The sequence below is a fragment of the Streptomyces sp. SD31 genome (assembly GCF_052068475.1).
In the GTDB taxonomy this organism is placed as follows: domain Bacteria; phylum Actinomycetota; class Actinomycetes; order Streptomycetales; family Streptomycetaceae; genus Streptomyces.
Genome location: NZ_JBQHCX010000014.1, coordinates 269,222 through 282,512 on the forward strand (window position 1 = coordinate 269,222; position 13,291 = coordinate 282,512).

14 protein-coding genes are annotated in these 13,291 nt (G+C 71.0%); 8 read left to right on the forward strand and 6 right to left on the reverse strand.

Annotated elements, in window-relative coordinates:
- Window positions 1–163: 163 nt before the first annotated feature.
- Window positions 164–2,731, reverse strand: coding sequence for a D-alanyl-D-alanine carboxypeptidase (locus ACTMVF_RS29000; RefSeq protein WP_441274044.1), 2,568 nt, complete (start codon window positions 2,729–2,731; stop codon window positions 164–166).
- A 252-nt stretch (window positions 2,732–2,983) separates the two neighbouring features.
- On the opposite strand from ACTMVF_RS29000, the gene ACTMVF_RS29005 reads away from it, so the two are divergent.
- The 3 genes from ACTMVF_RS29005 (at window position 2,984) to ACTMVF_RS29015 (ending at window position 5,452) form a co-directional block, all read left to right on the forward strand.
- Entirely contained in the window at window positions 2,984–3,739 is a 756-nt protein-coding gene (locus ACTMVF_RS29005; RefSeq protein ID WP_441274045.1) for a GOLPH3/VPS74 family protein, read from the forward strand.
- A 376-nt stretch (window positions 3,740–4,115) separates the two neighbouring features.
- Window positions 4,116–4,973, forward strand: coding sequence for a helix-turn-helix domain-containing protein (locus ACTMVF_RS29010; RefSeq protein ID WP_274239962.1), 858 nt, complete (start codon window positions 4,116–4,118; stop codon window positions 4,971–4,973).
- 287 nt (window positions 4,974–5,260) lie between these two features.
- A complete protein-coding gene (locus ACTMVF_RS29015) occupies window positions 5,261–5,452 on the forward strand; it encodes a DUF397 domain-containing protein (protein WP_108707382.1) in 192 nt (63 codons plus the stop codon).
- A gap of 124 nt (window positions 5,453–5,576) precedes the next feature.
- On the opposite strand, the gene ACTMVF_RS29020 is transcribed toward ACTMVF_RS29015, so the two are convergent.
- The 3 genes from ACTMVF_RS29020 to ACTMVF_RS29030 all read right to left on the reverse strand — a co-directional run bounded on the left by ACTMVF_RS29020 (window position 5,577) and on the right by ACTMVF_RS29030 (window position 8,089).
- Window positions 5,577–6,446, reverse strand: coding sequence for a MerR family transcriptional regulator (locus tag ACTMVF_RS29020; RefSeq protein WP_441274046.1), 870 nt, complete (start codon window positions 6,444–6,446; stop codon window positions 5,577–5,579).
- 65 nt (window positions 6,447–6,511) lie between these two features.
- The gene (locus ACTMVF_RS29025) at window positions 6,512–7,021 is read right to left on the reverse strand and encodes a glutathione peroxidase (RefSeq protein ID WP_441274047.1); all 510 of its coding nucleotides are present in this window, start codon (window positions 7,019–7,021) and stop codon (window positions 6,512–6,514) included.
- 87 nt (window positions 7,022–7,108) lie between these two features.
- Window positions 7,109–8,089 (reverse strand): ArsR/SmtB family transcription factor, encoded by a 981-nt coding sequence (locus tag ACTMVF_RS29030; RefSeq protein WP_441274048.1) that lies wholly within the window; start codon window positions 8,087–8,089, stop codon window positions 7,109–7,111.
- A gap of 85 nt (window positions 8,090–8,174) precedes the next feature.
- Between ACTMVF_RS29030 and ACTMVF_RS29035 the strand changes: the two genes are divergently transcribed.
- Window positions 8,175–9,383, forward strand: a complete 1,209-nt coding sequence (locus ACTMVF_RS29035) for an MFS transporter (protein ID WP_441274049.1) — start codon at window positions 8,175–8,177, stop codon at window positions 9,381–9,383.
- Window positions 9,384–9,501: 118 nt separating this feature from the next.
- Window positions 9,502–10,299 carry an SAM-dependent methyltransferase gene (locus ACTMVF_RS29040; protein ID WP_441274050.1) on the forward strand — a complete coding sequence of 266 codons (798 nt, stop codon included), beginning with the start codon at window positions 9,502–9,504 and terminating at the stop codon, window positions 10,297–10,299.
- 61 nt (window positions 10,300–10,360) lie between these two features.
- Here ACTMVF_RS29040 and ACTMVF_RS29045 read toward each other — a convergent pair whose 3' ends face one another.
- Window positions 10,361–10,792, reverse strand: a complete 432-nt coding sequence (locus tag ACTMVF_RS29045) for an SRPBCC family protein (protein WP_441274051.1) — start codon at window positions 10,790–10,792, stop codon at window positions 10,361–10,363.
- A gap of 148 nt (window positions 10,793–10,940) precedes the next feature.
- On the opposite strand from ACTMVF_RS29045, the gene ACTMVF_RS29050 reads away from it, so the two are divergent.
- The 3 genes from ACTMVF_RS29050 to ACTMVF_RS29060 all read left to right on the forward strand — a co-directional run bounded on the left by ACTMVF_RS29050 (window position 10,941) and on the right by ACTMVF_RS29060 (window position 12,470).
- Window positions 10,941–11,186 (forward strand): hypothetical protein, encoded by a 246-nt coding sequence (locus ACTMVF_RS29050; RefSeq protein WP_441274052.1) that lies wholly within the window; start codon window positions 10,941–10,943, stop codon window positions 11,184–11,186.
- 155 nt (window positions 11,187–11,341) lie between these two features.
- A complete protein-coding gene (locus ACTMVF_RS29055) occupies window positions 11,342–12,229 on the forward strand; it encodes a hypothetical protein (RefSeq protein ID WP_441274053.1) in 888 nt (295 codons plus the stop codon).
- 100 nt (window positions 12,230–12,329) lie between these two features.
- Window positions 12,330–12,470 (forward strand): hypothetical protein, encoded by a 141-nt coding sequence (locus ACTMVF_RS29060; protein ID WP_441274054.1) that lies wholly within the window; start codon window positions 12,330–12,332, stop codon window positions 12,468–12,470.
- Here ACTMVF_RS29060 and ACTMVF_RS29065 read toward each other — a convergent pair.
- The gene (locus ACTMVF_RS29065) at window positions 12,451–12,948 is read right to left on the reverse strand and encodes a DUF3592 domain-containing protein (RefSeq protein ID WP_441274055.1); all 498 of its coding nucleotides are present in this window, start codon (window positions 12,946–12,948) and stop codon (window positions 12,451–12,453) included. The two genes, ACTMVF_RS29060 and ACTMVF_RS29065, sit on opposite strands and share 20 nt — an antisense overlap.
- Window positions 12,949–13,291 lie beyond the last annotated feature (343 nt).

A 13,291-nucleotide genomic window follows, 5' to 3' on the forward strand; every position in this document is an offset into this window, starting at 1 on the left:
TTCCGGCCGCTTCCCGTTTCCCTGTGTTGTCGGCCCTGTCGCTGAAGATTCTCCGGCCGCGCGTAGTCAGCGGCGACCTGCCCGTTTCGTGACGCTAGCACGCAGCCCGCCGACGAGCGCCGTCGGCGGGCTGCGGTGCGATGCCGTCGGCCCGTCCCGTGGGTCAGCCGAGACGGATCAATTTGTCCATGAAGCCCGGTTCGGTGAGGTCCCTCTGCAGGGCGACCGGGATCTTGACCGCACCGCTCGTGCCGTCACCCACAGTGAGCGTGCCCACCTTGGTGCCGGCCTTGGCGGTGTGCGGTACGGCGTCGGAGGCGAAGGTCAGCTCGACCTTCAGCCCGGACCAGCCGACCGCCGTGACGTCCTTGGTGGCGACGACCGGGGTGCGGCCGCCGAGGCCGTCGTCGACGTAGCCGACGACGTCGCCCTTCTTCAGTAGCGTCGCCGACTTCAGGGCGTCCTGGGCGGCGCGGATCAGCTGGTCGCCCGAGTCGAGAGCGGCGGCGAGGATGCCGTCGCCCGAGTCCGGCTGGCGCACCACGGCGCCGATGATGGTGCGGGTCTCGCCGCCGACCTCCTTCTTCGCGGCGAACACGAGGTTGCCGAGGGCGGAGGTGGTGGTGCCGGTCTTGATGCCGACGACGTTGTTGTGGCCGACCAGCTGGTTCCAGTTGGGGTGGTTCTTCCCCTTGTAGTCGTCGTACGACATCATCGCGGCGACCTCGCGGAAGGCGGGCTGCTTCATCGCCGCCTTGGCCAGCTTCACCTGGTCCACGGCCGTGCTCACGGTGGTGTTGTTCAGGCCGGACGGGTCGGTGTACGTCGTGTTCGTCATGCCGAGGTCCTTGGCGGTGGCGTTCATCTTCGCCACGAACGCCTTCTCGGAGCCGGCGTCCCAGCGGGCGAGGCGACGGGCGATGTTGTTCGCAGATGCGATCAGTACGCTCTCCAGGGCCTCGCGCTGGGAGATCTTGTCGCCCGCGGTCACGTCGACGGTCGACTCCTGGCCCGCGTCCGACTGGTCCTCGGCGGCTTGGTCGATCTCGATGTCCGGTCCCTCGGCGCCGCTCTCGAGGGGGTGCTCGCGCAGGATGAGGTACGCGGTCATCACCTTGGCGACGCTGGCGATCGGCACGGGCTTCTGGTCGCCGGAGGAGCCGAACGTGCCGAGGCCGTCCACGTCGAGCGCGGCCTGGCCCTCGGCGGGCCACGGGATGTCGACCTTGCTGCCGTCGAAGGTGTAGGTGTCCTCGGCGGTGAGGTCGAGGGTGGGGGCCGGGAGCGGGCGTACGGACTGGACGACCCCGAGCACGATCACGAGCAGCAGGACCAGCGGGGTCCAGATCTTGACCCGCCGGATGATCGTGCGGACGGGGGTCTCCGGGGGCGGAGGCGTGTTCGTCAGCTCGGCGAGCAGGTCGAGCGGGGGCTTGGGGGGCAGCGGCTGCTGGGTGGTGCGCTCGGGGCCGACCTGGGGGATGGCGGCGGTGGCCTCGGCGGCCGGGGCCGGGGCCTTCGGCGTTTCCTGGGGGAGGTCCGGCTTGAGCGCGACGAACTTGCTGGTGCGCTCGGCGGGGGTCTCGGGCTGCTTGGGGGCCTTGAGTGTGGTGGTCGGCTGGTCGACGGGGGGCTTGGGAGGGCGTACGGCCTTGAAGACGGCGGTCGGCTGATCGACGGCCGGCCCGGCCTCGGCATCGCCGTCGGCCTCGGTCTTCCCACCCGGACCACCGGCACCACCCGTGCGGCCCTCGTCGCCGGGTGCGGGTGGCCCCTGCGGGGCGCCCTCGCCCGAGCCGTCCTCAGCCTCCTTGGCGGCTGCCGGTGCGTCGTCGTCGGAAGCCGCCGCAGTGCCTGTCCCGGCCTCGGCGTCGGCGCCCTCGGCCTTCTCGGCACCCTGAGCCGCAGCGTCCCCGGCGTCGCGCGCAGTCCCGTCCTGCGCAGCACCCTCGGCGTCCTTCACGTCCTCGGCAGCGTCGGCCTCATCGCGCGCGTCGGCATCGTCGGCGGCGTCCGAGGAAGCCACCCAGGCCGCCACAGCCGCCCTCAGCCGCTCGTCCCCCGGCACGGAAGCCCCATCACCATCACCGTCACCCGGCACCTCGGACGAGGTCCCGCTCGCGGCACCCTTGCCCTCGTCCTGCGCGCCGTCGGCGTCGTCGGTCTCGGCGTCACGGTCCCCGGCGTCGCCGCCTTCCGCGCTCCCGGCGTCGGAGCCTTCGGCGCTCGCGCTCTCGTCCTGCGCGGCGTCGGCGTCGTCGGTCTCGGCGTCACGGTTCCCGGCGTCGCCGCCTTCCGCGCTCCCGGCGTCGTCGCCTTCCGCGCTCCCGGCGTCAGAGCCCTCGGCACTCCGCGAGCCCTCGGCGCTCGTGCCCTCGGCATCGTCGGCCCCCGCGTCAGGGCTCCCAGCCTCGCCGGGCCCGGCCCCAGCCTGCGCGTCGCCGTCCTCGGTCCCCTCGGCCTTCTCCAGCTCCGCCCTCACCGCTTCCAGTTCCCGTCGCGACAGAACCCTGGTTGCCGTGTCCACGCCGCCGCGCCGCGCGGCAGCGGACTCCTGCGGTGCGCTGCTCTCGCGGGCCACCGCCAGTCGAGGGTCGCGCTTCTCACCGGTGTCGGCTGCGCGCGTGCCGTCCGCTTCGGGGCGGGACTCGGGAACCGTACCCGCGCTCCCCGACGTCGGTTCTGCCGACGACTCGCGCTGCTTCGACCTGTCGGGGGACTCGCCCGCCACCGATGCCTCCTCCATGTGCCGCCGCACGCCCTGCGTGCGTCTGCCGAACCGTGAGCCGTCGCCCGGACTCCGTGCCCGTACGACCCCCCGTGCCGCTGTCCGAACATGTACCAGTGTCCTGTGCGCGGCCCTCTACTCAGGCGGTAGACGAGAACGACATACCTACTGGTTCCCTCACGAACCGGTCACGCACCCTCGACAGATGAATGTGAGAGGGGTCACCCTGTCATTCATCCACGCGGGGAGGCATGGATGGGCAGGAGCCGCAGAACAATTCCGGAGGAGCTTCTGCTGCTGGCGTTGGACCCGACCACGGGTACCACCGCACAGCCGCAGTCGCTCGACCTCGGTCTGGCCGGAGCACAGCTAGTGGAGCTGGCGCTGGCCGGACGGATAGCCCCAGACGGGGATCGTATCGCCGTGGTCGTACCACGGCCGACTGGAGATCCAACATTGGACTGCGCGTTGGAGTTGCTGCGAAGGCGTGGCGCTCCCGTGCGTGCGGTGAACTGGATTGGCGGGCCCCGGCTGGGGCTGCGCCAGACCTACCTCTCGCATCTGGAACGGTGCGGCATGGTGCATGCCGTGGCGGGTCAGATGTGCGGGGTGTTGCCGACGACTCGCTATCAGGCGACGGACAACGAGATCAGCCGGGAGATCAGGGCCCGGCTGGATTCCGCGATCCGCACCGGTGTACCGCCGGACCCGCGGACCGCGGCGCTCGCCGCCCTGGCACACGCGGTCGGCCTCGGCAAGCACCTGTATCCGGGGAACGAGGGGCGGTCCTCTCGTTCTCGGTTGCGGGATCTGATCAGGCACGACCCCATGGGCGGTCTCGTCGCGCACGCCGTGATGGACGTCCAGAACGGCGTGGCGGCCCAGCCGCGCCGCAGCCCGGCCCCGGCCGGCCGTCAGGCCGCCCCCGGAGGCAGGGTCGCAGCGGAACCCGCCCGTGGCGTTCCGGTGCAACCGCGCCGCGGATCCATGGCGCGCGTCGTGGCCCACTGAGTCGCAGGCCCACGACCCGCACCAACAGGTCCACCGCATGCACCACCTGATCCACCCGTTCCACAAGCTTCACACGCACTCAACGCACGCCACGTGCAGCGCCGCACCGCAGTCCCCAAGACCCGGTACGGGAGCCGCTGGTCCGCGCGGGGCGACGGGACCGTACGTCCGGACGACGACACCGGTCCCGCCGCCCCGCGCGGCCGTATGTGCGGCCGTATGTGCGCCCGTATTTGCCGGGGGTCTCCCCGAACTGGCGTGTATCCAGCGCATATCCACCGTTTCCCAGCGGTAGTAAGCACCTTGGTGGCAGTCTGCTCAGCAGCAGATACGCAAAGTGGCAATCAGCAGTCACGCAGCCGGAGGTGCACGTCCCGTGGCGTCCAATGTCAATCCCACCGTCAGGCGACGCCGGCTGGGCCAGGAGTTGCGCCGGCTCCGTGAGCTCAAGGGCATGACGGCCGAAGAGGTGGCCGAGCGGCTGCTGGTGTCGCAGTCGAAGATCAGCCGGCTGGAGAACGGGCGGCGCAGCATCAGCCAGCGCGACGTCCGCGATCTGTGCGGGGTGTATGAGGTGGAGGACCACCGGATCGTCGATTCCCTGATGCAGATGGCCAAGGACTCGCGGCAGCAAGGCTGGTGGCATTCCTTCGGCGACATTCCGTACAGCGTCTACATCGGGCTGGAGACCGATGCGGCGAGTCTGCGGGTGTACGACCCGCAGGTCGTCCCGGGGCTGTTGCAGACCAAGCAGTACGCGGAGGCCCTGATCGCCGGGGCGTTGCCGGAGACACCACCGGCCGAGGTCGAGAAACGGGTCCAGGTGCGCATGCGCCGACAGGAACGAATCTCCACCGAGGAGAACCCGCTGCGCCTGTGGACCGTCCTGGACGAGGCCGCCCTGCGCCGGGTCGTCGGCAACCGCTCCCTCATGCGCGACCAGTTGGAACAACTCGTCGAGCAGTCCCAGCTGCCGCACGTCACCGTGCAGGTGATCCCCTTCGACATGGGCGCGCACCCGGGCCTCAACGGGCAGTACGCGATCCTCGAGTTCCCGGACGCGGCCGACTCCAGCGTCGTCTACATCGAGGGCGTCACCAGCGATCTGTACCTGGAGAAGGCGAACGACGTCCAGAAGTACAGCGTGATGTACGAACACCTGCGGGCGCAGGCCCTGAACGTGGACCAGTCGCGGCAGTTCATCGCGGACATCGCGAAGGACTACGCGCGCTGATCATCTGGACTGATCGCCGCGCTGATCACTGTGCTGATCACCCTTTCGGGGGACCATCCCGACCGGAGGGGCGCGGTACCGTACACCTTCCCCAGGCCGGGATGGAAGGCTCCACTGGAATATGCCATCCAGTCGAGTGAATAGTCGCTTCGTAGGCCGATGTTGGCTAGTAGCGTCGATCACGCCACCGAGCAACAAGGTTGGCGTGAATCGCCTTGCGGAGTCCGGTTCAGTCCGGACGTGCGGCGCGATGACAGCAACTCAACATCTGGCAATTCGGAGCAAACATGGCAATTCGTCAGGGTGCCACGGACACGTGGACCAAGTCCTCGTACTCCACCGGGAACGGCGCGTGCGTCGAGGTCAAGTCGCCGGTCACAGCGGCCATGGCGGTACGGGACTCCAAAGTTCCCGAGGGCCCGGTCCTGGCGTTCCCCGCGAACGCGTGGAACACCTTCGTGGCGTCGGTCAAGGCGTGAGGGGCGAGGCTGTCTGATCCTCACCCTCGACCGACCGCACGGTCAACAACTGCACAAGCACCACAGGAAGAGCCCTCTCGACCAGCCCGCCGTCCTTGCCGAGAGGGCTCGGCCGTGTCCCGGATCACCTCACCGGGAACGCCACATCGCACACCGGGTCCTCGGCCCCCGCCGCGTCCCAGTCCGCGAAGTACACCTCCCGGCACGGGCCCGCCTGCCACAGCCCCTGCTTCGGGATCCACTCCTCCACCGCCTCGAAGGCGGCCAGGATCTGCGGATGAGCCACCTGCGCCTTGGTGATCCGGGTGTAGGCGAGCCGCTGGGCCGGCTCGACCCGTACCTTCATCTCCCGCCCACGGCCCTGCCGCTCGACCCACACCCGCGCCGCCGCCTCGTCGGCCACCGGCACGCACGACTCGGCCGGACCGTCGCTCTCCATCGACACGTCGGAGTGGTACACGACGAACGGCGCCGCGGTGATGCCGCCGCACTCCCGGGCGCCTTCCTCAAGGCGCCCCAGCGACGCGCCGATCCACGTGGGCAACTCGCCCGCCAGCACATGCCGTGTCTCCGTGATCAGCACCTGCTCGGGCACATCCACCGTCTCGACCACGAACTTCCCGTACATCTCGGAGCTCCTCCCCGACAGTCGTCCACGGAGGTATGCGGCGAGGGTTCGCTGCCCGGCCATCCGGGCCTCCACGTCCGCCCAGTACGCGTCGAGCCGGTCGGCGGCCGCGGCCCCGTCCGGTGCCTCGACGACCTCCGCGACCCGTGCGAGCGGCATGTCGAGCTGGCGCAGGAGCGCCACCAGGCGGGCGCGTTCGATCTGGCCGGTGCGGTAGTAGCGGTAGCCGCTGACCTCGTCGACGTGCGCGGGCGGCAGCAGCCCGAGGCGGTCGTACAGGCGCAGTGCCTTGGCCGACAGCCTGGCCCGCGCGGCGAACGCGCCGATGGTGAGCAGTTCGTCGTCCACGGCCTCATCCTCCGTCACCGGGCGGCTCTTGCGCCCGGTGCGAAGGACGTTCCGCCCTGCCCCAGGGGCAAGGTCAACACCGGCTAGGCGAGCGCGCCCTCCACGGCCGCCACGAGCTCCGCCGCCTCCGGCTCGGTCTGCGGCGAGAAGCGGGCGATGACCTTGCCGTCCCGGCCGATCAGGAACTTCTCGAAGTTCCAGCGGATGTCCCCGCTGTGCCCCTCGGCGTCCGCGAAGCCGACCAGGCGGTCGTAGAGCGGGTGCCGGCCCTCCCCGTTCACCTCGACCTTCTCGGTCATCGGGAAGGTCACGCCGTACGTCGCCGAGCAGAACTCGGCGATCTCCTCGGCGCTGCCCGGCTCCTGGCCGAGGAACTGGTTGCAGGGCACGCCGAGCACGGTGAAGCCGCGCTCCGCGTACTGCTCCTGGAGCTTCTCCAGGCCCGTGTACTGCGGGGTCAGGCCGCACTTGGAGGCCACGTTCACGACGAGGACCGCCTGGCCGGCGTACTGGGCGAGGTTGGCGGGGCCGCCGGTGAGGGTGTTGATGTCGACGTCGAGGGGGGAGAGGTCGTTGCTGTCTGCAGTCGTCATGAGGCGGATGCTACTTCCGGTGGGTGAGGTGGTTGGTAACTGCGGGTGCGTGGGGGCTGGTCGCGCCCACGCGGCGGAGCCGCATGTTCAACTCAGCCCCGCCCCCCTTCGGGGCGCGGCCACCACCGTGTCTCCTGCCACCGACCGTGAGTACAGCACCGACCGCCCGGATCGACGTCGTTCCACCAGGCCTGCGTCCAGAAGGACCTTCAGGTGGCGGCCGACCGAGCCAAGCCCTTGGCCGGTCACGGCGGTCAGTTGCGTCGTGCTCATGGGGGAACCGAGGAGGACGAGCACCAAGGCCCGCGCGTGGCCGAGCAGCGCGCCCAGGCTCGCGGGCACGGCCCGGGCGCCGGGGTCGGCGAGGGCGCCCGCGCACGAGTAGACGATCGCGTACCGGTCGGGGGCCTCCCACGCCACCCAGCCGCCCTTCGGAGTGACCGGCACGAAGACGAGTTCGGCGCCGGAGATCTCCCGGGGCGGGTACTCGTGCAGATTCACCTGAAGCCGGTTGTCGCCGAGCCAGCGGGTCCGCCCGGGCCGCAGGGAGTCCAGTACGGCCGCCCAGCCGCCCCGGCTCACCTGCGCGGTCCGCGCGACCACGTCGGCCTCCAGGACGCGCCGACGCCGGTCCCAGTCCGGACGTACGGCCTCGGTCCAGACGTACTCGAGGAGCGCGGCGGCGCGTTCGGGCAGGTCGTCCCGGTCCAGTACGGCGGGGAGGGGGCCGGCGAGGGAGACGGTGAGGTGGGCGCGGGCCTGACCGGGGTCGGCCGCGCGCACCCGTGCCACGCCCTGCTCGAAGGGCTCGCGGTTCCTCGGGGTCGGGGTGAGGAAGTCGGCGATCCAGTCCTTGCCGAGTGCGGCGCGGACGAGATGCGCGGTGACCGGGTCGGCGGCCAGGCGGGCCCGGTAGGCGGGGCGGTGTGTGTCCAGCCAGGCGCGTTCGCCGGGGTGGGCGGCGCTCCCCAGGTGCAGCAGCTTCAGCGCGGCGAAGGTCTCGGCGAGCGGGGAGAGGACGAAACGGCTGCCGGCGAGGGTGTCGGCGTTGATCTGCCACCAGCCCATGCCGCCCCGCTCCCCGGTCCACGCCGACCTTTCGCTCCCGCGCGAAACAATAACGACCGGCCGCCGGCCCCCTCAGACTCCGCCCATGCGCAGCTACCGACAGCTCTTCCGTACCCCGGAGTTCACGCCTCTCTTCCTCGCCTCCTCCGCCAACGTCCTGGCCCAGACGATCAGCGGTCTGGCCCTCGGCACCCTCGTGTTCCGGGCGACCGAGTCACCGCTGCTGTCCGCGGTGAGCATGTTCGGCCCGTCGCTGGCGCAGATGCTCGGGGCGACCTTCCTGCTGTCCGGTGCCGACCGGCTGCGCCCGCGCTCCGCGCTGACCGGTATCTCCCTCGCCTTCGCCGCCACCACGGCCGTCCTCGCGCTGCCCGTACTTCCCCTCTGGGTGCTCTTCGCGGTGATCCTCGGCCAGGGCCTGGTCGCGTCGCTCGGCGGGGGAGTGCGCTGGGGGCTGGTGAACGAGATCCTCTCCAAGGACGGCTTCATGCTGGGGCGTTCGGTCTTCAACATGATGGCCGGGATCGCCCAGATCGTCGGATACGCGACGGGCGGTCTGCTGGTGGCGGTGCTGTCGCCGCGCCTGTCGCTGCTGTTGTCGGCGGCGCTGTACGTCGCGGCGGCGGCCGTCCTCCGGCTCGGCCTGACCTCGCGCCCGCCCCGCGCCCAGGGCCGCCCGTCGGTCACGGCGACCTGGCGCAGCAACGCCCTGCTGTGGTCCTCCCGTCCCCGCCGCCACGTCTACCTCGCCCTGTGGATCCCCAATGGCCTCGTCGTCGGCTGCGAGTCCCTCTACGTCGCCTACGCCCCCGACACCGCGGGCACGTTGTTCGCCTGCGCGGCGCTGGGGATGTTCGTCGGCGATGTGACGGTGGGCCGCCTGGTGCCGCCCCGGCTGCGCCCGCGCCTCGGCATTCCGCTGCTGGTGCTGCTGGCCGTGCCGTACCTGTTCTTCGCGCTGCGCCCGGCGGTGCCGTGGGCGGCCGTCGCCGTGGCCGTGGCCTCGATCGGCTTCGGCGCGAGTCTCGTCCAGCAGGAGCGCCTGGTCGCCCTGACTCCCGACGAACTCAGCGGCCACGCCCTGGGGTTGCACGGCTCCGGCATGCTCACGATGCAGGGAGTGAGCGCGGCGCTCGCGGGATCCGTGGCCCAACTGACCTCCCCCGCCACGGCGATGACGGTGATGGCCGTGGCGTCCCTCGCGGTGACCCTGTCACTGACGGTGGCGAGCCTGCGCAACGCGGAGGAGAGCGGGCTCCGACAGGTGGCCAAAACCTCACGGGGTGTGAGGTGAATCGCGTCAACTCACCTTCGGCCATGGTCAGTTGGGCCTAGGTTGGTTGCTGTTTTTGATCACCGCGCCACCCAGCCACCCAACCACCCAGCCACCCACCCGACCGCAGGAGCCCACCGTGCCCGACCCCCACACCCGCATCGACACCTCGACACCGCACTCGGCACGCCTCTGGAACTACTTCGTCGGCGGCAAGGACAACTACGAGGTCGACCGGCGGATCGGGGACGAGATCAAGGAGATCTTCCCGGGCCTGGTCGACGTGGCCGTGTCGAGTCGCCGGTTCCTGGGCCGCGCCGTACGCCACCTGGCCGGCGAGGCGGGCATACGGCAGTTCCTGGACGTCGGCACGGGCCTGCCGACCGCCGACAACACCCACCAGGTGGCCCAGCGCGTGGCGCCGGACGCCCGGATCGTGTACGTCGACAACGACCCCGTCGTGCTGGCACACGCGAGCGCCCTGCTCACGAGCACCCCCGAGGGCAGGACGGCGTTCCTGGACGCCGACCTGTACGCCCCCGAGGCCCTCCTGGAGGCCGCCGCGGGCACCCTCGACCTCTCCCGCCCGGTCGCCCTGATGATCCTCAACACCCTGGGCCACGTCCCCGACCACGACCAGGCCCGCGACCTGGTACGCCGCCTCATGGCCGGTCTCCCCGCGGGCAGCCACCTGGTGATCGGCGACAGTACGGCGACGAGCGAGGGGATGATCGCCGCGTCGGAGGCGTACAACGCGAGCGGCGCGGTGCCGTACCACGTCCGCAGCATCGGCGAGATCGCCGGCTTCTTCGACGGCCTCGACCTGGTGGACCCGGGCATCGTCCAGGTACCCGAGTGGCGCCCCGACGTCCACGGCCCGGCGGACATCGCGACGGCCGCGGTCGACGCGTACTGCGGGGTGGGCCGCAAGCTGTGAGGCCCGGCGCGATCAGCGGCGGCGCGGGGGCGCCGTACCGCTCACCGCCCCCGCGCCACGCTCACCGTCCCTGCTCCACGTACTCCTTGAACTGTTCGAGATCGCTACGGACGAGCCGCTCGATGGCGTTGGCCTGGGCGAACCCCTTCGGTCCGCCGAAGGTCTCCCTGACGGTGCCGGGGTCGTACTCGAGCCGTGCCTGCACACGGGTGCGGTTCCGGTCGATCGGCAGCAGCGAGAAGGACCCCGCGAGGTCGGGAGCGCCCGTCGTACGCCACTCCAGCACACGCTCCCCCGCCCGATCGGACACCTCGGCATCGAACTCCCGGGTCCGGCCGCCGGCCTCCACGTCCAGGTGCGCCCGGCCGCCGGCCTCCGTACGGGCGTCGCGCACTCCCGCCAGGAAGCGCGGATAGTCGTCCACCCGGTGAAGGCTCTCCCAAGCCGTGTCGATCGGGACTCCCACATCGACGTGTTCTTCGAGGGTGCTCATGGCTCACCTCCACGTCCGGCTCACAAAGCATTGCCTGCTGCTTCCAGTGTGCGCCCGGTGTGCTTCCCGGGCCCGGCCCTCCGGCCCCCGTTCCCCCCATCGCCGCAGCTCGGCGCACCCTGACGCCAGGCGCGTCGTTAGGTGCGTCATGAAGATCATCGCTACCGCCGCGCTTGCCGCCGCGACCCTCGTCCTGACCGCCGCCGTCCCAGCTTCGGCGGACGGGGACCACGGAAACCGCCAGGTCAACCAGAGCAAGGTCACCGAGAAGAGCTCGCCCGGCACCGCGGCCACGCCCGAGAACAACATCCCCATGAGGATCAACGTCGACGAGAGTGCGGAGCCCGACCTCCAGCAGGGAATCCTCCCGCGCATCGTGGGCCAGCTGCTCTAGCGGTTCCAGGGACGGGGAGCCGGGCGCCGGGCAAGGCGGAGACCGTCGCGTCCCCGCCGCCGGTGGCCGCTCACCGTCCCACCAAGGCGACGTCTGCGCCGAAGGTGCGAAAATCGGTACGTACCTCTGTGGGCTGGGCGCGGAGAGGGACGCCGATGGATCTGGACACTGTCGCCGACGAGCTGTACGGCCTGCGGCCGGAGGAATTCGTCGCCGCCCGCGCCGCACACGCGGCCGCGGCCCGCACAGCCGGCGACCGCGCCCTCGCCGACCGGATCACCAAGCTACGGCGCCCGAGCCTGTCGGCCTGGGCCAGCAACCTCCTCGTTCGCGAACACCGCAGCGAGGTCGAACCGCTGCTCCGCCTCGGAGAGGGCCTGCGACAGGCACATCGTGACCTGGACGGCGTCCAACTGCGTGAGCTCAGCCGCCGGCAACGCACCCTGATCAACGCCCTGTCCCGCCAAGCCGGACAACTGGCCGCGCAGGCGGGCCACCCGATCAGCGACGCCGCCCAACACGAGGTCGAAGACACCCTGCGCGCCGCCCTCGCCCAACCGGAGGCCGCCCAGGAATGGGCGAGCGGCAGACTCACCAAGCCCTTCAGCGCCACCGCCGACTTCCCCGCCGTCACCGAGACCGCAGCCCGCCGCCGAACCCCCGCGGCACCCCCACCGACCGAACCCCCGGCCCCCGAGCCCTCGCCGCCGCCGCGTCGCGACCGTAAGGCCGACGCCGACCGGCGCAGACGTCTCGCCCAGGCCCGCCAGGACGCCGACAAGACGGTGCGGGAACTACGGGCGCGGGAGGACGAGGCGGCGAGCGCGAGCCGTGAGGCCGACGCGGCCAGGAAACACCTGGACGAGGTGCAGCGCCGCATCAGTGAACTGGCCGCCGAACTGCAACGGGCCAAGGACGAGCAACGACAGGCACGCTCTGCCGAGCAGGCGGCACGCGACCAGGTGCGTACGGCCGATCGCCAGGTCCGGGAGGCCCGGCGTCGGGCAGAGGCCGCTGCCGCGGACGTCGAGCGCCTCACCTGACCACCGAGCGACTGAATCCGCAGGCCGGGCAGCGTGTCTAGCGGGCGGGGCGGCCGGTTTGGAGCAGGGTGGTCGGTACTGCCGCCGTCGAGGAGGAATCGTGAAGCGTCGTCTCGTCGCCGCCTTGGCCGTCGCCATCGCCGGGCTGGTGCTGTCCGCCGTACCGGCCGCGGCCCAGGGCGCCCCGGGGGAAATGGGCCGGGACGACTGGAACATCTTCCTCACCAACGTCCTCGTGTAGCCACGGCCTGGGAACGCCACCGCCCAGCCGTGGCAACGGCGGTCCCGACCCCCGCGATCGCCAGCCCGATCCCACCGAAGATCAGCGGCAGCAGCCACAGCGAGGCGAACCCGTTGATCCGCGCGTCCTCGGGGGAATCGGCGCGGTAGAGCACGTCGACCCGCTCACCCTCGTCGTACGACGGTGGATTGGAACCGGTAGAGCTCCGGAACGTCCGCGACGTGCCGTCCGCCGACGTGAACTCGACGACCGGGTACGCCACGGGCTCGTCGCTCTGCCTCTTCTTGCGGGACGTGCCGGTGTCGTCCTTCCGCCACTCCAGCGCGACCACCGTCCCCCGGGCACGCTCCGCCTCCACCAGGAACGACACCGACATCCCCGCCAGGATCAACCCGACGACCAGGAACACCGCCCCGAACGCGATCGCCCCGAACGCGAACCACCGACGGGCACCCCACCCACGCACCTGTACCTGCACGATGTCCCTCTCACTCGTCCGGAGTGAGGGACGTTATCCCCGGTCAACCCGCCCCGTACGAGCGGCACCACCCTGATGGCCACTGCGTACGGCCTCCTTGCCGCAGGCGGCCTGCTGCGGCAATTGCTCATGCGCCGGGCTGGAGGCGGTGTCTGGGCGGGTCGGGCGGTTCGTCTTGTAGGAGGCCGAACCGCCCGTACCCTTCTTGGTATCTACGGCGTCACATAGCGGGCGCCAAACACTGGAGGCAATACCCCGTGCTGATTGCTCAGCGTCCCTCGTTGACCGAAGAGGTCGTCGACGAGTTCCGCTCCCGGTTCGTGATCGAGCCGCTGGAGCCGGG

Bases quoted from the DNA above. Each gene is read 5' to 3' on its own strand.
- ACTMVF_RS29005 (WP_441274045.1), top strand. From the start codon at position 2,984: ATGGGCAGGAGCCGCAGAACAATTCCGGAGGAGCTTCTGCTGCTGGCG.
- ACTMVF_RS29015 (WP_108707382.1), top strand. From the start codon at position 5,261: ATGGCAATTCGTCAGGGTGCCACGGACACGTGGACCAAGTCCTCGTAC.
- ACTMVF_RS29025 (WP_441274047.1), bottom strand. From the start codon at position 7,021: ATGACGACTGCAGACAGCAACGACCTCTCCCCCCTCGACGTCGACATC.
- ACTMVF_RS29030 (WP_441274048.1), bottom strand. From the start codon at position 8,089: ATGGGCTGGTGGCAGATCAACGCCGACACCCTCGCCGGCAGCCGTTTC.
- ACTMVF_RS29035 (WP_441274049.1), top strand. From the start codon at position 8,175: ATGCGCAGCTACCGACAGCTCTTCCGTACCCCGGAGTTCACGCCTCTC.
- ACTMVF_RS29045 (WP_441274051.1), bottom strand. From the start codon at position 10,792: ATGAGCACCCTCGAAGAACACGTCGATGTGGGAGTCCCGATCGACACG.
- ACTMVF_RS29050 (WP_441274052.1), top strand. From the start codon at position 10,941: ATGAAGATCATCGCTACCGCCGCGCTTGCCGCCGCGACCCTCGTCCTG.
- ACTMVF_RS29055 (WP_441274053.1), top strand. From the start codon at position 11,342: ATGGATCTGGACACTGTCGCCGACGAGCTGTACGGCCTGCGGCCGGAG.